Source organism: Streptomyces sp. NPDC101776 (assembly GCF_044766845.1).
GTDB lineage: Bacteria > Actinomycetota > Actinomycetes > Streptomycetales > Streptomycetaceae > Streptomyces.
This window is the reverse complement of the sequence record NZ_JBIWMV010000003.1, coordinates 313520-333713: the sequence shown is the minus strand read 5'-3', so window position 1 is coordinate 333713 and position 20194 is coordinate 313520. Positions and strand designations below refer to the sequence as shown.

The window sequence follows — 20194 nt, the reverse complement described above, 5'->3', positions numbered from 1 at the left end:
GCGTTGGTGTGCGTTGTCGGGTTGGTGCGGCGCCGTCGTGGCTGGGCGCGCCCGCGCGGCGGTAGCCGCAAATCGAATACAGCCCCGCGCCCCTTCAGGGCGCTACGCGCGCCGTCAGGCTCCACAGGGCTGCCACCAGGGGGCGGCGTAGGTCCGACCGTCGTACGCACAGGCCGATCGGGAACGGGTCCGGTGTCGGGGTTGCCGGGATCACCGTCAGGCGTTCCCGTACGGCGCTGTTGTCCAGGACCAGGCGGGGGACCACGCCCGTTCCGCAGCCGAGGGCGACCAGGGTCAACAGGCCCTCGTGGCCGTCCGGTTCACAGGCCACGTGCGGTGTCGTGCCCCGGGTGCGGAACCAGCGGTCGGCCGCCTCGCGGACCAGGCCGCGGTGCGGGAGGACGAACGGGCCGTCGAGACCCGGGTCGGGGCGGTCGCGGGCGGTGACCAGGACCAGTTCGGTCACCGCGACCGTCCGGCTCACCAGCGGCTCCGGCAGCCGGGCCGGGATGCCCGCGACCGCCACGTCCACCTCGCCCTCGTCGAGGCGGGCCAGCGCCGCCGCCGCGTCGCCGGTGCGCAGATCGAGCCGTACCTGCGGATGCGCGGCCCTGAAGGGCGCCAACAGGTCGGGCAGCAGCGCCTGGCAGGCGGTCACCGTGGCGAACAGGGCCAGCCTGCCGGTGAGTTCGGCCGGGTCGGGATGCTCCTCGCGGTAGGCACGCCACAACTCCAGTGCCTGGGTGGCGTATTCACGGAAACGGTGCCCCTCCGCCGTCAGGGACACCCCGCGCGCGCCGCGGTCGAACAGCCGGTGACCGAGGTCGGCCTCCAGCCGCTGCACGGTCCGGGTGAGCGTCGCCGGACTGACATGGCAGTCGAGACTCGTCCGCCCGAAGTTCAGCGTCTGCGCCAGATGCAGGAAGAGTCGTAGCTCCCGGTGGTCGTCCCGCATACCGTGACCTGGCCCTTTCAGCTCACGCAACAGGCCGCTGCGAAGGTTGCGCTTGCCGCAACACCCGCCCGGAGCCTACAACTCCACCATGACCTCGACCACGTACACCTCCGCCGTCTTCGCCCTCGAAACGATGGACGTGCCCGGCGGCACGGAGACCATCCTGCGCGGCGGCCGGCACCTCTTCCCGCTGCTCCCGCAGGCCTTCGCCGGCGTCCGCCGCATCTGCGTCATCGGCTGGGGACCGCAGGGCCGCGCCCAGGCCCGCAACCTGCGCGACTCCCTCGCCGGTACGGACATCCGGGTGAGCGTCGGCCTGCGCCCCGGCTCGGCGTCCGCGGCCGACGCCCGCTCCCACGGCTTCACCGAGGAGGACGGCACGCTGGGCGACTGGCTCGCCGTCACCGCCGACAGCGACCTGGTGATCCTCCTCATCGCCGACGCGGCCCTCGCAGCCCACCACGAGGAGATCTTCGCGGCCCTCGGGCCCGGCGCCACCATCGGTCTCTCGCACGGCTTCCTGCTCGGCCATCTCCGGGAAACGGGTGGGGAGTTCCCGCCCGGACACGGCGTCATCGCCGTCTGCCCCAAGGGCATGGGCGACTCCGTGCGCCGGCTCTACGAGCAGGGCGCGGAGATCAACGGCGCAGGGATCAACAGCAGTTACGCCGTCCACGCCGACCCCGACGGACACGCCACGGACCGTGCGCTCGGCTGGTCGGTCGCGCTCGGCTCGCCGTACACCTTCCGTACCACCCTGGAGAGCGAGTACCGCTCCGACATCGTCGGCGAACGCGCCATCCTGCTCGGTGCCGTCCACGGCATCGTCGAGAGCCTCTACACGCGCCACCGGCTGGCCGGCGACGACGCGGTGACCGCGTACGAGCGCTCCTGCGAGAACGTCACCGGACCCATCGCCCGCACCATCTCCCAGGCCGGACTCCGCGCCGTCCGCGAGGAGTTGGACCCGGCCGGACGGGAGGTCTTCGACCGCGCGTACTCGGCGACCTACGGCCCCGCCCGCGAGATCGTCGCCGAGATCTACGACGAGGTCGCCGACGGCACCGAGCTGCGCAGCGTCGTCCTGGCCGAACGGCGGCTCGGCGCACGGGAGATGAGCGGGATCGGCGGTTCGCCGATGTGGGCAGCGGGAGCGGAGGTGCGGGCGCGCCGGGCCGAACGGGCCCTGCCCGTCGAGCCGTTCACCGCCGGAGTGTTCGTGGCGACGATGACCGCGCAGATCGACGAGTTCGCCGAGCGCGGCCACCCCTGGTCGGAGATCGTCAACGAGTCCGTCATCGAGGCGGTCGACTCCCTGCTGCCCTACATGCACGCACGGGACGTGGCCTACATGGTCGACAACTGCTCCCGCACGGCCCGTCTGGGCGCCCGCCGTTGGGGACCGCGATTCCAGGCGGCCTACGAGCAGATCGCCTACCCGGCCTCCGAACTCCCTTCGAACGAGGCCCTGTTGGCGGCCTTCGACACCCACCCCATGCACGAGGCCCTGGCCGCGGCGGCGAAACTGCGGCCGTCCGTGGACATCTCGGTGGTCTGACGAACCCGTTGACCGGCTCAGGCTCAGGCTCAGCGCGAGGTCGGGAACGGCAGGGCGTCCTGGTAGGCGTTCACCGGCTTGGCGACCTTCTCGACGGTGACGCCGTCGAGCGCGGCCGTGGCGGAACTCGTGCCCAGGGTTCCGCTCGCGTGCCAGGTCCCGGTGATCGTCACCCAGGTGTTGGCGGCCAGGGCGGGGATGCCGTACACCCGCACCTTGATGGACTGGGCGTCCGCAGCGCAGCACGAGATCATGATCCGGGTCAGATCCCAGTAGGTGGTGCCCTTGTCGGGCGTGACGAACCCGGTCATCTGGACGGTGCGGCCCTTGATCACCCCCTTGCGGTCCTGCTGCACGCGCGTGGTGAAGTCGGTGAGGGTCATCGGCAGCGGTGAGGTCGCGGGCAGCGGGTCGAAGGAGTCCTGCTGGGCGACGGCCTTGGGGGCGGCGCGGGAGGCGGTGTAGGCGCCGAGGGCGGGTGGGGCGTAGAAGAGGAGGCTGAGGGCGGGGAGGAAGAGCAGCCAGGCGACGCGGGGCACCTTGGAGTGGTTGTGGCCCACGTGTTCTTCGGCGGGTTCGGTGTGGTCGTGACCTGTGTGGCCGGGGTCCATGTGGCCGGGGTCCATGTGGTGGTGGTCCATGTGGTCGTCGTCCGCGCCCGGGTGCTGCCGTGACCGTGACCATGCCTCCGCGATGCCGAGCAGGATCAGCAGGAACCCGGAGACGACGAGCATCGGGCGCATGCTCGCCTTGACGTAGCGCAGGCACAGGTCGGTGAAGAGCGAGGCGTGCAGCAGGCCCAGGCCGCTGAGGACGAGCAGGGTCACCTGGAGAGGGCGTCTCACAGCAGTACGGCTCCGATCAGCGCGCTGGACAGCACCGCGACGACCGTCGTGGCGGCGGAGAAGCGGGCCGCGAAGGCCCTGCCGAACGTGCCCGCCTGGAGGGCGATCAGCTTCAGGTCCACCATGGGGCCGACCACCATGAAAGCGAGCCGTGCGGTGGGGGAGAAGCCCGTGAGCGAGGACGCCACGAAGGCGTCGGCCTCGGAGCAGACCGCGAGGATGATCGCGAGCGCGGCCAGGAACAGCACGGAGAGCCAGGGCGAACCGGCGAAGGTGTCGAGTATGGAGCGCGGTACGGCGACGTTGAAGGTCGCCGCCGCCATGGCCCCGACGACCAGAAACCCACCCGCGTGCAGGAAGTCGTGCTGGAAGCCGGTGCGGAACTCCGTGAAGCGGCTGTGCCCCGGCTCGTGTCCGGTGTGGCGCGCGACCGGCCGCAGCCACTCCTCACGCCCCAGCCAGAGCCACAGCCAGCCCATCACCACGGCGGTCGCGAGCGAGGCGAGCAGCCGGGCCAGCACCATGATCGGGCTGGCGGGAAACGCGATCGCGGTGGCGGTGAGGACGACGGGGTTGATCGCAGGCGCGGAGAGCAGGAACGCGAACGCGGCGGCCGGGGTGACCCCACGCCCGATCAGACTGTTCGCGACCGGCACCGACGCGCACTCGCAGCCCGGCAGCACGACTCCCGCCATCCCGGCGACCGGCACGGCGAACGCGGCCCGCTTGGGCAGCACCTTCGTGAACACCCGCGCCGGGACGAACGCGTTGATCGCGCCCGACAGCGCGGTACCCAACAGCAGGAAGGGCAGCGCCTGCGTGGTGATGGCGAGACACACGGTCCGCCACGCCTGCACGGCCGGCGAGTCCAGCCACCGCCCGACGGAGAAGAGCAGGAGCCCGGGAACGACAGCCGCCCCCAGCAACAGCAGCGGCCACGACCTGGGCCACCCGGCCGCCACGACGTCCGCCTCCGCCGCTCTGGGCGGCTCCACTGTCGTCTGCACACGAGCTCCACATGTTCGATGTCCGCGTCGAACATATCGGGCTCCCGTCAGCCTTCGGCGACCGGCTCCGGGGAGCGAGTGCGGTGGGTCACTTCGACACAGGGGAGCAGGCCTTTCCGACGACTGCCCTCAACGCCACTCCACGGCGAACGCCCGCGCCGGGTTCTCCCTGAACACGCGCCCCACCAGCTCCTCGCCCAGCTCCACCGCGAGCCGTGGCCCCACCCGTCGCAGCAGATACGGCATTCCCGGGCCGCCGTCCACCGAGCGCGCGCCGGCGACCACCGTGTCGCCGCCGAGCAGCAGGCGGTCGCCGAAGTCCGCGTCGGCAAGGGCGCGGACCGCGTCCGGCATGTGCCAGTCCGTGGCGTGGTGGGCGCGGGACGGGCCGTCGAAGGCCAGGTAGGCGCCCGCCACGGCTGCCTGTCGGTGGACCACGGGATCGGGGGAGCGGTTGAGGTGGCCGAGGATCACCCGGTGCGGTTCGACTCCCAACTCACCGCAGAGCAGGTCGAGTACGTCGAGCGCGCCCGTGCCCAGCTCCAGATGGACGGCGATCGGCGCGCCCGTCGCGCGGTGGGCCTCGGCCGCGGCGGTCATCGTCCAGCGGGCATGGGCGTCGAGGCCGTGGAAGCCGCCCGCGACCTTGATGAAACCGGCGCGTACCCCGGACGGGCCGACGCCTTCCGTGAGTTCGGCGACGAAGGTCCCGGCCAGCCCGCCCCGCAGGCTCGCCAGCAACTCCGGGCTGTAGTGCGCCGCTTGGTGCAACCCGGTCGCGCAGACCACATGCACCCCCGTGGAGCGGGACAGCGACGGCAGATCAGCGACCCGCCGCCCCATCCCGTACGGCGTCCACTGCATGACGCTGCCCCCGCCCACGGCCCGGAACGCGGCCAGCTCGGCCCGCGCGGCCGAGGCGTCCTCCAGTTCCTGGCCCGGGAGTCGAGGGCTGCGGAGGAAGAGATGGTCGTGCGCGTCGCACACCCCCAGCTCCCCGGGGTCCACATCCCCCAGCACCGTACGGACGACGCCGACGCCACTCACCACTGCCGACCGCGCGGCAACGCGTCCCGCCCCGGCGCCGAGACATGCAGCACCTGGAAGACATCTCCGTCGGCCTTGGGCGCATCGTGCTCCCAGAGCGAGAAGTGGACCAGCTCCCACCTGTGCGGATCGACGGCCGCCGCCGCGAACACCGCACCATCCTCCCCGGCCAGCCGCCGGGTCTCGTCCACCGCCTCCTCCATGACCGCGCTCAACTCCCCACCCTCCGGGATCCGTTGACGCCGGCGTACGGCGACAGAGGCGGCGGGCGAACCGGCACTGCCGCCCTCCTCGTAGGCAAGGCCCGTCCACTGCGCCACCTCGGGCCGCCCGAAGTCGTCGACGAGCCGCTGGAAGGCGCCGCCCCAGAGGAAGCGGTTCATGCCCTCCACCGTGTTCCACAGATAGAACGGCGCGTACTGGTTGACCGGCGAACCGTGCACCCCGCGCTCACGCAGCAGATACACCTTGAAGCCGAGCCCGTCCCAGTCGTCGAGCAGATGCCCGACCCGCGCGACCCGGCCCCGGATGACGTCCATGTCGTAATCGCCGGGCAGGGTCAGTCCGTACTGCATGGCGTGCATCAAGTGCCTCCTCAGGACGGGTAGTTCGCGGGGTCGACATGCTCGTACCAGCAGGCGGTGGTGCCGTCCTCGGCGGCCTCGACGACCGCGAGGTGTGTCATGAACGTGCGCGGCGCGGCACCGTGCCAGTGCCACTCGTCCGGTTCTATCCACACGGTGTCGCCCGCCCGGATCGACTCGACGGCACCCCCTTTGCGCTGCACCAGCCCCTCGCCCTCGGTCACATGCAGGACCTGGCCGTGCGGGTGCGTGTGCCATGCCGTGTGCGCGCCCGGCGTGAAGTGCACGCTGAACACCCGTATCCGGGAAGGCGGTTCGGGCGCGGCGAGCTCGTCGAGCCACACCGTGCCGGTGAAGTTCTCCGCCGGACCCTGCCGGGTGTCGGGGTGTTTCCTGGTGATCCGCACGAACCTGGACTCCTATCGGGAGGACATGGAAGACATGGGAGAGGTGGGAGACATGGGGGAGAGGAGGGTGAGCAGTCCCCGGACGCCCGCGTCGAAGGCGCCCGGTGACCCGGAAGCGCGGGCCAGCACATAACCGCCCTGCACGGTCGCGAGGATCGTCGCGGCGATCTCCTCGCCGTCCAGCTCCGGCCCGAACTGGCCCTGTTCCTTGCCCTCTTCGACGATTCCGGCGAGCCGCTCACGGATCGCGTCGAGCGCCGCGTCCACCGGCTCGCGCAGCTCGGCGCTCGCGATCACGTCCGGATCCATCGTCAGCCGCCCGACCGGACACCCGCGCAACACATCGCGCTCGCGCCGCAGATACGCCTCGATCCGCTCGTACGGCGTTCCCGGCCCGTCGAGCACCCCCACGGCGGTGGCCGCCAACTCCTCGGCCGTCCGCCGGATCGCCGCAAGGGCCAGCTCCGGCTTGCCCTTGAAGTGGTGGTACATGCTGCCCTGCCCGGCGCCCGCCCGCTCCAGGATCGCCTTGGGGCTGGTGCCGACGTAGCCGCGCTCCCACAACAGCTCGCGAGTGGACTCGATCAGTCGCTCCGGGGTGCTCATGCGGCCACTGTACATACTAGTAGTTACAGAAGTCGAGGGCGCAGGGAGCAGCCGGAACGACCCCTCGTACTCCCCGGGAGGTACACACACTGCCGCTGGCCGTACGACGACCCGCGCCCCTCCTCGGAGCCAGTCTCGGTACATCACAGCAAGACGTCACAACAAGACGTCACAGCAGGACAGCGCGGCGAGAAAGCCCATCGAGGGCTCAAGGCTCCTTGGAGATGAATCGACATGCAGACTCTGGCGAACTGGAACGGCGGCGGCCCCGGCCCGTGGATCCTGTTCTTCCCGCTGATCTGGGCGGCCGTGGTGATCGGCGTGGTGACGGTCCTGCGCCGCACCGCCTGGCGCGGACGCGGGCGCGGCGGACCGTGGCCCGCGATGGCCGACCCCCGCCCCACCGGTGACTCCCCACTGGCCGTCCTCGGCCGCCGCTTCGCCTCCGGCGAGATCGACGAGGACGAGTACTGGCGCCGCCTGTCCGTCCTGGACGAGCAGTTCGGCCGGGTCGGCAAGGGAGGCGGCCCGGCATGACCACCGCGACCACCACCCGCACGGCCGCGCGGGTCGTCGACGCCGTGAAGGTCTACGGCGTCGGCGACACCGCCGTACGCGCCCTGGACGGGGTGAGCGTCGACTTCCCGGCCGGCCGCTTCACCGCGATCATGGGCCCTTCGGGTTCCGGCAAATCGACCTTGATGCACTGTGCGGCCGGACTCGACACCCTCACCTCCGGCACCGCCCACATCGGCGACACGGAACTCGGCTCCCTCGACGACCGGCGCCTCACCCTCCTGCGCCGAGACCGCGTCGGCTTCGTCTTCCAGGCCTTCAACCTGATCCCGACCCTGACCGTCGCCGAGAACATCACCCTCCCCCTCGACCTCTCCGGAGCCAGAGGCGATCACGACTGGATCGACGAGCTCATCGACATCGTCGGCCTCCGCGACCGACTCCACCACCGCCCCTCGGAACTCTCCGGCGGCCAGCAGCAACGCGTCGCCGTGGCAAGGGCGTTCGCGGGCCGCCCCGAGGTCGTCTTCGCCGACGAACCGACCGGCAACCTGGACTCCCGCTCCGGCGGCGAGGTCCTCGGCCTGCTCGGCCGCGCCGTACGTCAGACGGACCGCACGGTCGTGATGGTCACCCACGACCCGGTGGCCGCGGCCCACGCGGACGAGGTCGTCTTCCTCGCCGACGGCCGCCTGGTGGACCGTATTCAAGCCCCCACGGCCGACAAGGTGTTGGACCGTCTCAAGGCCTTCGAGGTGAGGTCGTGAACGCGTCCCTACGCCTGAGCATGTCCTCCCTGCGGGCCCACAAAAGGCGCTTCGCCGGTACGTTCCTCGCCGTGTTCCTCGGGGTCGCTTTCCTCGCCGGAACTCTCGTCATGGGCGACACACTTCGCGCCAACTTCGACACGATGTTCGGCGAGGCGACCAGCGGCACGGACGCCGTGGTGCGCAGCGCCGACGCCATCACGACACCGGGCGAGAGCCAGGGCGTGCGGCAACCGGTGAGCACGGCCCTGGTGCGGGCCCTCGACCAGGTCCCCGGCGTAGCGGCCGCCGCCCCCGGCATTCAAGGCGCGGGCCAACTCGTCGGCTCCAACGGCGAGGCCATCGGCGGCAAGGGCCCGCCCACCCTCGCAGGCAACTGGATCACCGACCCGAAACTCAATCCGTACCGACTCGCCGAGGGGCGCGCCCCGGCCAGGTCCGGCGAGGTCGTGGTCAACCAAGGCGCCGCCGACAAGGGCCACTTGAAGCTCGGCGACACGACGACCCTGCGCACCCCCGACCCCGTCAAGGTGACGATCGTCGGCCTCGCGACCTTCGGCGGCGAGGACGGCATGGCCCAGGTGACGTTCACCGGAATGACGCAGGCCGACGCCGAGAAGTACCTCACCGCGAGGCCGGGCCAGGCGTCGACCATCAGCGTGCGCGCCGGCCCCGGCATCAGCCAACGCCAACTGGTCGACCGCCTGACTCCCCACCTTCCCGAGGGAGTTGAGGCGATCACGGGTCAACAGTCGGCGCAAGAGAACACGGACATGATCTCGTCCCAGTTCCTCACCATCTTCACCACGTTCCTGCTGGTGTTCTCCGGCATCGCCCTGCTGGTCGCGACCTTCTCCATCCACAACACCTTCGCGATCGTCATCGCCCAACGCACCCGCGAGAACGCCCTGTTGCGAGCCATCGGTGCCTCCCGCCGCCAGGTGACGGCGGCGACCGTCGCCGAGGCGAGTGTCGTCGCGGTGACCGCTTCGGCGGCCGGACTCGCGGGCGGCATCGGGATCGCGGCCGGACTGAAGCTCCTGTTCCCGGCCATCGGATTCCCTTTCCCCGAGGGCGACTTGGTGATCCGGACCCTCTCCATGGTCCTACCGCTGGCCGTAGGCATCGTCGTCTGCGTGGGCTCCGCCCTCATGCCCGCCGTCCGAGCCGGCCGCACCGCACCCCTGGCCGCGCTGCGCGAGACGATGGTGGACCAGTCCGGCGCGTCCCGCGCCCGAGCGGTGACCGGTGGAACCCTCGCGGTCCTCGCGGTCGCGGCCACCTTCACCGGCGTCCTGATCTCACCGTCCTTGCTCCTGGCGGGACTTGGCGCTGTGCTGGCCCTGGTGGCCTTCATCGTCCTGGGTCCAGTGGCCTCCTCCACGGCGGTACGCGTACTCGGCAGCCCCCTCGACCGACTCCGCGGTGTCACCGGCGGCCTCGCGAGGCGCAACGCCCTGCGCAGCCCCCGCCGGACGGCCGCGACCGCGAGCGCGCTGATGATCGGGGTGGCCGTGGTGTCGCTGTTCACCGTCTTCGGCGCCTCGTTGAAGGCGACGATGGACCAGACGGTGTCCCGGTCCTTCGCGGGTGACGTAGCCGTCAGCACCCCGTCCTTCGGCGCGGGCGGCAGCGGACTGAGCCCCCAACTGGCCGGGGCGATAAGCCAGTTGCCCGAGGTGGACACGGCAGTGGGACTGGGGCGCGGAGTAGCCGAGGTGGACGGCAAGGGAAGGGCGTTGACGGTCACGAACCCCACAGCCCTGGCCCGAACCTTCGACCTGGGCAGCGTCCAGGGCTCCCTCCGCGACCTGGGCCCCGACGGCATAGCCATCACCAGGACAGAGGCCACCCGCCAGCACCTCACCATCGGCAGCAAGGCCCAACTGGCCTTCACCGACGGCAAGAAGGAGACCTTCACGGTCCGCGCGGTCTACGGCCGCTCCGAACTCGCCGGCGACTACGTCATCACCCGCGCCGCCTGGGCCCCACACCGCACCCAGGACTCCGACACACTGGTCGCCGTCTCCTTCAAGAACGGCGTGAGCACGGCCACGGGCAAGGCAGCGGTCCAGAAGATCGCAGCCCGCTACGGCAACCCCGAGGTCCAGACCCGCCACGAATACGCCCAGTCCTCGGCCGGCGGCATCGACATGATGCTGACCCTCGTCTACGCCCTGCTCGCCCTGGCGGTCCTGATCGCCCTCCTGGGTATCGCCAACACACTGACCCTGGCGATCCACGAACGCACCCGAGAACTGGGCCTGTTGAGGGCGGTGGGCCAGACCCGTTCCCAACTCCGGGCCATGGTCCGCTGGGAGTCGGTCCTGCTCGCCGCCTTCGGCACGGTAGGGGGTCTGGCTCTGGGCGCCTTCCTGGGGTGGGTCCTGGTCAGGGCCTCGGACGGCGCGAGCGACAGCGCTTTCGCCTTCGCGATCCCACCCGTACAACTCGTCGTGGTGGCGCTGGTAGGCGTAGCAGCCGGGGCACTTGCGGGCTTGCGCCCAGCGCGACGGGCGGCACGGCTGGACGTACTGAGGGCGATTGCCACCGAGTGATCGAACAGGAGGTGCGCGAGGGTAACCGGCTAACACCGGCCCAGTGACGGCCTGATGGCGTTCAACACCAGCCCAGCAATGACCCGACGGCGTTCACCACCGCCCCAGTCACAGCCTGACGGCGTTCAACACCGCCCAACCGCACCGCACTTACCCGCCAACCAAGCCGCCCCCCCCAGAAACACCAATCACCGCCCGATCAACCGGCAACGGCGGACCGGGCGGGAGCGTGCTGGGCCCGTCGGTCGTCGACGGGGATCTCGACCTCGGCAACAAACCGGTGCGCAGGCTTCTCCGCAGCCGCACGCCGCGGTGGCCGAGCCGCCACCCCCGCAGTCGCCGGCGTGGGCGTAGGCGCGGTGAGCGTGAACCACACGACCTTGCCGGACTCGCCGTCCGGCCGTACCCCCCAGTTCTCGCTCACCGCCGCGACCATCGCGAGCCCACGCCCACAGGTCGCCGTGGGCGAGACCTCGTCGATGTCGCCGACGACCGGAAGCCGGGGATCGTGGTCGCGCACGGAGACCATGAGCTGGTCGAGGCGCACCTCGATCTCGACGACGCACGTCTTGTCGGGCTGGGCGTGCCGGTGGACGTTGGTCAGGAGCTCTGTGACACCGAGCGCGGCCCGGTCTATCAGAGGGTCCAGATGCCAGTAGCGCAATTGCGCAGATACGATTCTGCGGACCTGGCCGATCCGCGACGGCAGGGCTTGGAGCTCCACCGCGCAGTGCCTGCTTGGGTGACTGATCACGGCTGCGACTCCCCGACTGAGGTCCGGAAGAACACGGAGTTCGGATCCAGCAGGGTGGTCGAGAGAACGGCCGCCTGCTGTTGTGTCCGGCGGGCTGGTTCGCAGCGTTATCGCCGGTAAACCCAGAGTGACGTGAGACCAGAGTGACTCAGGGGCCGCGGTCTCGCAACTCGCGGCCGGCCAGTGGTCCTGCGTTACGCGAATCAGCCGCTCTCCGGACCGCGCCCCGGATCAGCCGCCGCGCCCCGCCGCCTTGCGCACGGCCTCGATGAACCGGCGTGCCGCGGGCGGACCCGGCTGCCCGGGCGCGGGGTCGTGCTCGCCGAGGGTCAACAGGTACCTGTTGCCGTTGAGGTCGGCCAGTGCCCGGTCCTCAGGGGCGAACCAGGGTTTCGACGCCCGCACCGCCTGCACCGGCGCGCTGTCGATCTCGCTGCCGTAACTGGTGAGCAACTCCAGCCTGCCGTCATTGATCCGGACCTGTCCGGCCCGGGTGAGCGAACGCAGCCGCTTCCCGATCCGCACGCCCGTGGCCGTGAACTCCGGCTCCGCCATGCTTCCCCGCCCCCTTGCTCCAGGACATCTGGTGATCCAGTGTGCGCCCCCGTTCAGGACGTTCGTCCCGCTCCGCTGCAGTCTGCCCGCCGAGGGCGTCGAGCACCAGTACGTACGAACCGGTCACGGTGAGTACCCGGAGCACTCGCCCGAGTGCGCCCCCGAGCCCCTTCGAAGGCTCACCGCAGGCCCGCCGAAGACGCGCCGAACACCCGTCACCAGCCCGCCTCACCCACGCCCCAGGCTCGCCTTTGATCCGCCCAAAGGACTGTTTATGCAGGTGGGAAGCGTGCGGAAGGTGCCTATGATCGATATGTCGGCCGCGCGAGACGCCGTCGGCGCAATGCGTAAGGAGCCCCGCCGTGAGCACCACCCCACAGGCCCTGACCGGTGCCACCCTCGACGTCGACCGCAGTGACGCCGCCTACCGGAGCTGGCTGAAAGAAGCCGTCCGCAAGGTCCAGGCCGACGCCAACCGCTCGGCGGACACCCACCTGCTGCGCTTCCCGCTCCCCGAGCGCTGGGGCATCGACCTGTATCTGAAGGACGAGTCGACCCACCCGACCGGCAGCCTCAAACACCGCCTGGCCCGCTCCCTCTTCCTCTACGGCCTCTGCAACGGCTGGATCCGGCCCACGCGCCCGGTGATCGAGGCGTCCAGCGGTTCTACGGCGGTCTCGGAGGCGTACTTCGCCAAGTTGATCGGGGTCCCCTTCATCGCGGTCATGCCGCGCACGACCAGCGCGGAGAAGATCCGCCTGATCGAATTCCACGGCGGGCAGTGCCACTTCGTGGACGACCCGCGCAAGATGTACGAGGAGTCGGCCGCCCTCGCGGTGGAGACCGGCGGTCACTACATGGACCAGTTCACCTACGCGGAACGGGCCACGGACTGGCGCGGCAACAACAACATCGCCGAATCCATTTTCCGCCAACTGGAGTTGGAGCGTTTTCCGGAGCCCGCGTGGATCGTCGCCACGGCCGGTACCGGCGGGACCTCGGCGACCCTCGCGCGCTATGTCCACTACATGCAGCACGACACCCGCGTCTGTGTCGCCGACCCGGAGAACTCCTGTTTCTTCGAGGGCTGGACCACCGGCGATCCGGACGTCACCCGTGACTGCGGCTCCCGTATCGAGGGCATCGGCCGCCCCCGGATGGAACCGAGCTTCGTCCCCGGCGCGATCGACCGCATGATGAAGGTCCCGGACGCGGCCAGCGTCGCCGCCGTACGAGCCCTGGAACAAGCCATCGGCCGCAAGGCGGGCGGCTCCACCGGCACCGGCCTGTGGAGCGCCCTCAAAATCATCGCCGAGATGGTCGCAACAGACCAACAAGGCAGCGTAGTAACCCTGTTGTGCGACCCGGGCGACCGCTACCTGGACAAGTACTACTCGGACGCATGGCTGGCGGAACAGGGCCTGGACATCACCCCGTACAGCAAGGCGATCAATTCGCTACTGGCGACTGGGGTATGGCGATAGTGAACTGCTGAACGCCGCTTGAGCGGGGCGCCCCTTCAGGGGCGCGGGGCTGTGTCAGATTGCGGCTCCGCCGCGGGGCGCGACCAGCCACAACGGACCCGCAGGCAAAAGACGCACCACGGCACCTAGCGCACCAACCGCCGGTCCAACGCCACCACCGCGTCCTTGAACGCCCGCCCCAACCCGGGCCGCGCCAACCGCAGTACACCCCTGAACGCCGCACCCCCATCCGCGGCGAACGTCCACTGAACCCGAGTCCCATCCCCAGCAGGAGCCAACCGCCACTCCTCGACCAGCGCGCGAGCGCCCGGCGCGTTCGTCGCATCGACGCGATACGCATACGTCTCAGGCGACTTGGCCACCAACACGGTCTCGTCGAACCGCGTCCCACCCCGCAGCCGAACCTCCCGCCCCGCCCCGTCCCCGGTCGGCCGCGCGGCCGTCACCGCCGAGAACCACTCGCTCCAGCCGGCCACGTCCTCGGCCAGTGCTCGGAACACCGCCTCCGGCGACGCGGCGACCTCCCGCGCGAAGACGAGTCGTACGGGGGCGGTCTCGACGAAGTCGATTCCCACCGGACGCAGACGGTGAGCCATGGTCAAACCTCCGCTACGCAACGGCAGTTCGGGTCGGGGGAGGGCGTCACCCTAGCTGACGGGACGTCAGATGTCTGCCCCGTCAGTGAGTTCGCCCGCGACCACGAGCCGTACATGCTCGGAGATGTCCGCCCGCGCCTCGGCCGGCAGCCCCGCGTCCGTCACCAGCGTGTCGACCTGTTCCAGCGCGGCGAACGAACTCAGGCCCACCGTCCCCCACTTGGTGTGGTCGGCGACGACCACGACCCGCCGAGCGGACTGTACGAGCCGGCGGTTGGTCTCGGCCTCCGCGAGGTTCGGGGTCGACAGACCGGCCTCGACCGATATGCCGTGCACGCCGAGGAAGAGCATGTCGAAATGGAGCGCGGCGATCGCCTGGTCGGCCACCGGGCCCACCAACGAGTCGGAGGGGGTGCGCACTCCACCGGTCAGGACAACCGTGGCCGCGCCCTGCCGCTGACCGGAGGTGCGCTGCGCCGCGTGGAACACGTCCGCCACCCGCACCGAGTTGGTGACCACGGTGAGATCGGGGACCTCAAGGAGATGGTGGGCGAGCGCGTAGGTCGTCGTACCGCCCGAGAGCGCGATCGCCGTGCCCGGCGCCACCAACTCGGCGGCGGTCCGCGCGATGTCCTCCTTGGCGGTCAGCTCCAGGCCCGACTTCGCCTCGAATCCCGGCTCGTGGGTGCTCGCCTCGACGACCGGGACCGCTCCGCCGTGCACCTTCTCCAGGACGCCCTGGCGGGCCAGCGCGTCGAGATCGCGGCGGACGGTCATGTCCGACACGCCGAGCTTGCGGGTCAGTTCGTTGACGCGGACGCCACCGCGGCGCCGGACCTCGTCGAGGATCAGGGCGCGCCGCTGCTCCGCGAGGAGGTTCTGATTCTCACTCACGTACGCTCCGGTCCTTTCGCCGCAACCCGTCAGACTGCCCAGCGTGCCCGCCCCGACCAGGACATTCTCCCCGGCTGCGGTGCGTGGACGCCCCAATCCTCGCACGCCCCCGCAAGCACCGCGCCACCGCCTGTCCCGACGCGCACATGTCATTCGGGCATCGTCCGTCCCCCAGGTGTCACACGGATCGGGGAGATTCGGTGACGGGGCGTGTGCGACGCGCCGTGAAGCGCGATCCTGGTGTGAGCACGGACACAGTCGGACAGTGCGTCACGGGGGATGTGCGAACAGTGGAGCGTGTACAGGAACACGCCGTCACGGACGAGGCGAAGAGCCTTGCCGGACGGCCCGAACAGACCGAACCCGCCCTGGAACTCCTGGTCCACGGAGTGGGCGGCGCCACACCCGAGGAGATGCTCGGCGATCCACGCACGGTGCGGATCACCGGCGACGACACCGCGGCCGTCTTCCGGCGCGCCACAGACGTCGACGCCGAGTCCAGGCCCGGGGACAAACGCGGCGGACCGATCCGCGAGGCCTACGTCTGGTGCAACCTCACCTCGGGCAACGGCACCCGCGCCCTGTGGCTGTTGCTGCTGCCGTTCATGGTCGTCAACCTCGCGCACTGGATGCGCCCCACCGCACGCGACCGGAAACGGACGGTGCGTTTCTACGGGCTGCTGGTACGGCTCGCGGGACTGACCCTGACGGTGCTGCTCGTCGCGGCCGCCTGCGAGGTCGCCCTCGACCTCGCCGCCTGGCAGTGCGCCGGCACGCGCGCGTGCGCCGAACGGCACACCTGGCTGGGCTTCCTGTCGCCCGCCCTGTCGCAGGACAGCTGGTGGAGCCGCCCCGGCCGCCGCCTCGCGCTCGCCGCCCTGGTGCCGACCGCGCTCACCGTCCTCCTCTGGTACCTCTCCCGTCGTACCTGGAGCGAGTACGAGTCCCAGCAGCCGATGCCCCGCAGACCCGAACCCGACGACGAGACCGGCCACAGTTCCCTGGGCCGCCCCGGCTTCTGGTACGGCCGCCGTCTGGTCGCCCGGCTGCGCGCCGCCCACACGGCGGCCGGCCTCCTGACGGTCGCAGCGGCCGTCACCGTCCCGACGGCCCGCTTCGACCGGCGACCCGACGGCCCCGACACCCTTGCTCCCCTGGGCACACTCCTGGAGACCGCACTCGCCGGCCTCGCGTTCGTCGTGGTCTACGTAGTGTGCCGTCGCGGCCGCAGCGAGAACCGCCTCGACCAGGCGCTCGACCGCCGTCTCGTACGACGCCTGCCACTCGGCGCACTCCTGCCGCTCGCCTTCGCCCTGCTGTACGCCGGCTGGTCGCGCCCGGGATGGGAGTCGTCCGGGCGGCTGTCGGGCGATGCCGCGTTCGGTGGAATCGCCCTGGTGCAGGGCCTGTTGGTGATCGCCCTCGCCGTGGTCGCCCACCTGCTGCACCGCACCCACCGCGACCCGCGCGCCGCGATGCACGGCCTCGGCGGCCCGGCCGTCGCGATGCTGGCCTGCGCCCTGGGCGGTGTGATGTCCGGCGGGGTCTCCCAGCGCGTCTCCGACTGGCTGGACGGCACCGGAACGTCCCTCGCGGGCCCGCCCGTCCTCCTCACCTGGCAGGCCTCGGTGATCCCGCCGCTGCTCCTCGTCGTCCTCGTCCTGTGCGCCGGACTCGGCCACCGCACCTGGCGGCTGCGCCGCAGCGAACTGGCCGCCGTGGCCCACGACTACCCGGGCGGGCGCAAGGACCGGGCACGCACCGCCCGGATCGCCGGCACGCGCGCGATGGCCACGCTCACCGACCGCGGGCCCCTCCTCGTCGCCGTCGCCTCCACCGCGACCCTGCTCCTGGGCGCCGGAGCACTCGTCGGCGCCTTCACCACCGACCGGACACCGGAGCAGGCGGGGGAGGAGACGTACGCCTTCGTGCACGGCACCGCACAGACCTCGCAGGGCCTCGGCTCCTGGATGATCGGGCTCGGCTTCATACTCTTCGTCACCTGGGGAAGGCGCGCCTACAAGGACGCCTCCGCGCGGCGCACCATCGGCATCCTGTGGGACGTCGGCACCTTCTGGCCGCGCGCCGCCCACCCCTTCGCCCCGCCCTGCTACGCCGAGCGCGCGGTCCCCGACCTGACCTGGCGGATCGCCACCTGGACCCGCGCCACCGGCGGCCGCCTGGTCCTCTCCGGCCACTCCCAGGGCAGCGTCCTCGCCGCGGCGGCGGCCTGGCAACTCAAGCCTGCCCTGCGCAAACGCGTCGCCCTGCTCACCTACGGCTCACCCCTGGAGCGCCTCTACGGCCGCTGGTTCCCCGCCCACTTCGGACCGGCCGCACTCAGCCGTCTACACCGCGAGGTCGACTGCTGGCGCAATCTGTACCGGCTCACCGACCCCATCGGCGGCCCGGTGCGCGTGTCCGGCGACTGTGGCCCCGAGGTGGACCACGAACCCCTCAAGGACCCACTGGAGTACGGCCGTACGGCGCGGCACCCGCTGCCCGCGCCGATCCTCGGCCACTCCGACTACCAGGCCGACCCGGCGTTCGCGGAGGAACGCGAGCGGCTGCTGGCCCGGCTGCGGCCCGAGGTGCCGCCTCAGGGCAGCTCGGGCAGATCCTCGGCGTAGAGCAGGGTCAGGTCGTCCGTGCTCGGCTCCTCGACCTGGGCGACCCGGCTCGCGTGCCGTTCCACCATCGCCTCGAAGGTCTGGCGCGCGGTGCGGCCGTTGCCGAACGCGGCGCCCTTGGGGATCGCCGTGAAGTACTTCGTGAGCCCCTCGGACGCGCCCTCGGCCAGCCGGTACTCGTGCTCCTCGGCCTGCTGCTCGACGATCCTGAGCAGCTCCTCGGCGTTGTAGTCGCTGAAGGTGATGGTTCGTGAGAAGCGGGACGCCACACCGGGGTTGATGGACAGGAACCGCTCCATCTCGGCGGTGTAGCCCGCGACGATCACCACGACCGCGTCGCGATGGTCCTCCATCAGCTTCACGAGCGTATCGATGGCTTCTTTACCGAAGTCGCGGCCCGAGTCCTCCGGAGAGAGGGCGTACGCCTCGTCGATGAACAGGACTCCGCCGCGCGCCTTGTCGAAGGACTCCTGGGTGCGGATCGCGGTGGAGCCGATGTGTTCGCCGACCAGGTCGACCCGGGACACCTCGACGAGATGTCCTTTCTCCAGGACGCCGAGCGAAGCGAGGATCTCGCCGTAGAGCCGGGCGACCGTCGTCTTGCCGGTGCCGGGGGAGCCGGTGAAGACCAGGTGCCGTTTGACGGAGGCCGCCTTGAGGCCGGCCTGCTGGCGGCGCCGGCCCACCTCGATCATGTCGATGAGGGACCGCACCTCGCGCTTGACGCTGTCCAGGCCGACGAGCGCGTCGAGTTCGCCGAGGACGGCCTTGGAGGTGCGGGACTCCTTCTCCGGCTCCGTCGCGGTGACCGGGGGTCCCTGTTCGGCGGTGCGCTGGACGGGGATCGCACCCAGCACGCTGGCCGCCTGGCTCGCCGTCTCCACGGCCGTCTCATGGGCGGTGGGCGGCTTGAGGCCGCTCTCGTCGCTGGTGCAGTCCTCGACGACGGGTCCGGTGCCGGGCCCCGCGTCCGGTCCGGCGTCCGCGAACTCGTAACCGCCGCGCGCGCACCGCTCCGTACGGCACTTCTTCAGGGTCGTACGACAGCCGTCTATGACGTGGAAGCCGTAGCCGCCGCTGCCCGTCACGCGGCAGCCGAGGAAGGTGCCCCGGCCGCCCGCGGAGACGTAGAAGCCGGCCTCTGCGGGGGAGTCGACCGTGCAGCGCTCGATGGTGGGGTCGGCGCCCTTGGTGACGATCACGCCGGTCTGGGTGGCGTCCACGGTGCAGTTGTTGAGAGTGCCGCCGCTGCCGTGGTCGCGGAACCACGCGCCCGTGGCCGCGTCCCGGATCCGGCAGTCGTCGAGCTGCGCGGTCGCGCCATCGCTCACCGACACGGCCGTGTTGCGTACCTGGGAGATGTCGGTGTCGACGACGTCCGCGCGCGAGCCGCGGTCGAGCACGAACAGCGCGTCCGGTACGTCGTGCACCCGGCAGGAGTCGAGGACCGCGGTGGCGCCGTCGCTGACCCACACCGCCGGATAGTCGCCCGTGCTGTCGAAGATCTCGCACTGGTTGGCGTCCACGCGCGTGCCCGGGTCCCACACCGACAGTCCGTTGCGCCCGAACTTGCGCACCGTCGTCCGCGTCAGCGTCAGGACCGAACGGGAGCGCAGATCCACCGCGTTCTCCGGGATGTCGTGGATACGGCAGTCGGCCAGCGTCAGCACCGCGTCCGTGTCGAGGGTGACGCCGTCCGCGGTCGTACGGTGCACATCGCAGTCGGTGAGGTGCGCGGTGGCGCGGGCGGTGATCTGGACGCCGCTGCCGCGCGTCTCGTAGACCTCACAACCCACCGCCTCCAGCGCGGAGTTCTCACCCGTCGCGGACAGACCCACCCCCGAGGCGTGGTGGATGCGGCAGCGCTCCAGGCGCGGGTGACCGCCGCCACGCACGGCGACGCCCGCCTGCCCGGCCGAGACGACCTCGCACTCCTCGAACACCCCGCCACCGCCGTCGAGTACGGCGATCCCGATGCCGGCCGGGTTGTCGACGGTGCAGCGCCGCACGGTGGGGCGGGCGCCGCCGCGCACCTCGATGCCGGACGCGGAGCGCGTGACGATCCGCAGATCCGTCAACTCCGGTGCGCCGTCCTCGACAAGGAGCGCGGGCGCGGCCGAGTCCTGGCCCTCGACATGCAGGTCCTGGACCACCGCCGAGGCGCGGACCGTCAGCGGCACGCCGTCCAGGGGCGCGATGCGCACCGAGCCGGGCGAACCCTCGGGGCCGCGCAGGGTCACCGACCGCTGCACGACGAGGTTCTCCCGGTAGGTGCCGGGAGCGACGGTCAGTACGTCGCCCTCGGCCGCGGCCTCCAGGGCGGCGGCGAGCGACGCGTACTCACCTGTGCGGCGCCGCCACCGCGATGTACCGGTGTGCGTCACCTGGACCGTGCCCTGTGCCATGGCGCTGCTGTGCCCCCACCTCGTGG

General features: G+C 71.1%; 18 protein-coding genes. 6 read left to right on the top strand and 12 right to left on the bottom strand.

From position 1 onward, the window contains the following. Positions 1-94: 94 nt before the first annotated feature. Positions 95-955, bottom strand: a complete 861-nt coding sequence (ilvY, locus tag ACIRRY_RS13020; protein ID WP_403971472.1) for an HTH-type transcriptional activator IlvY — start codon at positions 953-955, stop codon at positions 95-97. 88 nt (positions 956-1043) lie between these two features. On the opposite strand from ilvY, the gene ACIRRY_RS13015 reads away from it, so the two are divergent. Beyond that, entirely contained in the window at positions 1044-2513 is a 1470-nt protein-coding gene (locus tag ACIRRY_RS13015) for a ketol-acid reductoisomerase (RefSeq protein WP_403971470.1), read from the top strand. Positions 2514-2542: 29 nt separating this feature from the next. Here the strand turns inward: ACIRRY_RS13015 and ACIRRY_RS13010 are convergent, their stop codons facing one another. From ACIRRY_RS13010 to ACIRRY_RS12985, 6 genes are all read right to left on the bottom strand, one after another. Next, positions 2543-3358 carry a TIGR03943 family putative permease subunit gene (locus ACIRRY_RS13010; RefSeq protein ID WP_403971468.1) on the bottom strand — a complete coding sequence of 272 codons (816 nt, stop codon included), beginning with the start codon at positions 3356-3358 and terminating at the stop codon, positions 2543-2545. Next, entirely contained in the window at positions 3355-4365 is a 1011-nt protein-coding gene (locus ACIRRY_RS13005) for a permease (RefSeq protein WP_403971466.1), read from the bottom strand. The genes ACIRRY_RS13010 and ACIRRY_RS13005 overlap by 4 nt, the downstream gene beginning before the upstream one ends. A gap of 129 nt (positions 4366-4494) precedes the next feature. Next, positions 4495-5412, bottom strand: coding sequence for a phosphotriesterase (locus ACIRRY_RS13000; RefSeq protein ID WP_403971464.1), 918 nt, complete (start codon positions 5410-5412; stop codon positions 4495-4497). After that, on the bottom strand, positions 5409-5996 hold the full coding sequence (locus ACIRRY_RS12995) for a DUF4865 family protein (RefSeq protein WP_403971462.1): 588 nt from the start codon (positions 5994-5996) through the stop codon (positions 5409-5411). Before ACIRRY_RS12995 ends, ACIRRY_RS13000 begins: the two co-directional genes overlap by 4 nt. An 11-nt stretch (positions 5997-6007) precedes the next feature. Then, complete coding sequence (locus ACIRRY_RS12990) at positions 6008-6403, bottom strand: cupin domain-containing protein (protein WP_403971460.1); 396 nt, start codon at positions 6401-6403, stop codon at positions 6008-6010. 12 nt (positions 6404-6415) lie between these two features. Beyond that, a complete protein-coding gene (locus ACIRRY_RS12985) occupies positions 6416-7009 on the bottom strand; it encodes a TetR/AcrR family transcriptional regulator (protein WP_403971458.1) in 594 nt (197 codons plus the stop codon). 234 nt (positions 7010-7243) lie between these two features. Between ACIRRY_RS12985 and ACIRRY_RS12980 the strand changes: the two genes are divergently transcribed. Genes ACIRRY_RS12980 through ACIRRY_RS12970 form a run of 3 tightly spaced genes read left to right on the top strand, consistent with a single transcriptional unit; the run spans position 7244 to position 10850 of the window. Further along, complete coding sequence (locus ACIRRY_RS12980; protein WP_403971456.1) at positions 7244-7546, top strand: SHOCT domain-containing protein; 303 nt, start codon at positions 7244-7246, stop codon at positions 7544-7546. Continuing rightward, positions 7543-8292 (top strand): ABC transporter ATP-binding protein, encoded by a 750-nt coding sequence (locus ACIRRY_RS12975; protein WP_403971454.1) that lies wholly within the window; start codon positions 7543-7545, stop codon positions 8290-8292. Before ACIRRY_RS12980 ends, ACIRRY_RS12975 begins: the two co-directional genes overlap by 4 nt. Beyond that, entirely contained in the window at positions 8289-10850 is a 2562-nt protein-coding gene (locus ACIRRY_RS12970; protein WP_403971452.1) for an ABC transporter permease, read from the top strand. Before ACIRRY_RS12975 ends, ACIRRY_RS12970 begins: the two co-directional genes overlap by 4 nt. Positions 10851-11049: 199 nt before the next feature. Here ACIRRY_RS12970 and ACIRRY_RS12965 read toward each other — a convergent pair whose 3' ends face one another. Both ACIRRY_RS12965 and ACIRRY_RS12960 read right to left on the bottom strand, forming a co-directional pair. Beyond that, the gene (locus tag ACIRRY_RS12965; protein ID WP_403971450.1) at positions 11050-11604 is read right to left on the bottom strand and encodes an ATP-binding protein; all 555 of its coding nucleotides are present in this window, start codon (positions 11602-11604) and stop codon (positions 11050-11052) included. Positions 11605-11835: 231 nt separating this feature from the next. Next, on the bottom strand, positions 11836-12159 hold the full coding sequence (locus tag ACIRRY_RS12960) for a hypothetical protein (RefSeq protein ID WP_019058105.1): 324 nt from the start codon (positions 12157-12159) through the stop codon (positions 11836-11838). Between the two features lie 362 nt (positions 12160-12521). On the opposite strand from ACIRRY_RS12960, the gene ACIRRY_RS12955 reads away from it, so the two are divergent. Continuing rightward, positions 12522-13643 carry a PLP-dependent cysteine synthase family protein gene (locus ACIRRY_RS12955; RefSeq protein WP_403971448.1) on the top strand — a complete coding sequence of 374 codons (1122 nt, stop codon included), beginning with the start codon at positions 12522-12524 and terminating at the stop codon, positions 13641-13643. A 125-nt stretch (positions 13644-13768) separates the two neighbouring features. Here the strand turns inward: ACIRRY_RS12955 and ACIRRY_RS12950 are convergent, their stop codons facing one another. Continuing rightward, positions 13769-14239: an SRPBCC family protein gene (locus tag ACIRRY_RS12950; RefSeq protein WP_403971446.1), complete on the bottom strand. Its 471-nt coding sequence runs from the start codon at positions 14237-14239 to the stop codon at positions 13769-13771. Positions 14240-14305: 66 nt separating this feature from the next. Then, a complete protein-coding gene (locus tag ACIRRY_RS12945; protein ID WP_403971444.1) occupies positions 14306-15133 on the bottom strand; it encodes a DeoR/GlpR family DNA-binding transcription regulator in 828 nt (275 codons plus the stop codon). A 290-nt stretch (positions 15134-15423) separates the two neighbouring features. On the opposite strand from ACIRRY_RS12945, the gene ACIRRY_RS12940 reads away from it, so the two are divergent. Beyond that, positions 15424-17763 carry a hypothetical protein gene (locus ACIRRY_RS12940; RefSeq protein ID WP_403971442.1) on the top strand — a complete coding sequence of 780 codons (2340 nt, stop codon included), beginning with the start codon at positions 15424-15426 and terminating at the stop codon, positions 17761-17763. Here the strand turns inward: ACIRRY_RS12940 and ACIRRY_RS12935 are convergent. Further along, entirely contained in the window at positions 17733-20168 is a 2436-nt protein-coding gene (locus ACIRRY_RS12935; RefSeq protein WP_403971440.1) for a right-handed parallel beta-helix repeat-containing protein, read from the bottom strand. The two genes, ACIRRY_RS12940 and ACIRRY_RS12935, sit on opposite strands and share 31 nt — an antisense overlap. Between the last annotated feature and the right edge of the window lie 26 nt (positions 20169-20194).

Excerpts from the sequence above, each read along its gene's own strand:
- ilvY (WP_403971472.1), bottom strand. The coding sequence starts at position 955 with ATGCGGGACGACCACCGGGAGCTACGACTCTTCCTGCATCTGGCGCAG.
- ACIRRY_RS13015 (WP_403971470.1), top strand. The coding sequence starts at position 1,044 with ATGACCTCGACCACGTACACCTCCGCCGTCTTCGCCCTCGAAACGATG.
- ACIRRY_RS12995 (WP_403971462.1), bottom strand. The coding sequence starts at position 5,996 with ATGCACGCCATGCAGTACGGACTGACCCTGCCCGGCGATTACGACATG.
- ACIRRY_RS12985 (WP_403971458.1), bottom strand. The coding sequence starts at position 7,009 with ATGAGCACCCCGGAGCGACTGATCGAGTCCACTCGCGAGCTGTTGTGG.
- ACIRRY_RS12980 (WP_403971456.1), top strand. The coding sequence starts at position 7,244 with ATGCAGACTCTGGCGAACTGGAACGGCGGCGGCCCCGGCCCGTGGATC.
- ACIRRY_RS12975 (WP_403971454.1), top strand. The coding sequence starts at position 7,543 with ATGACCACCGCGACCACCACCCGCACGGCCGCGCGGGTCGTCGACGCC.
- ACIRRY_RS12960 (WP_019058105.1), bottom strand. The coding sequence starts at position 12,159 with ATGGCGGAGCCGGAGTTCACGGCCACGGGCGTGCGGATCGGGAAGCGG.
- ACIRRY_RS12950 (WP_403971446.1), bottom strand. The coding sequence starts at position 14,239 with ATGGCTCACCGTCTGCGTCCGGTGGGAATCGACTTCGTCGAGACCGCC.
- ACIRRY_RS12935 (WP_403971440.1), bottom strand. The coding sequence starts at position 20,168 with ATGGCACAGGGCACGGTCCAGGTGACGCACACCGGTACATCGCGGTGG.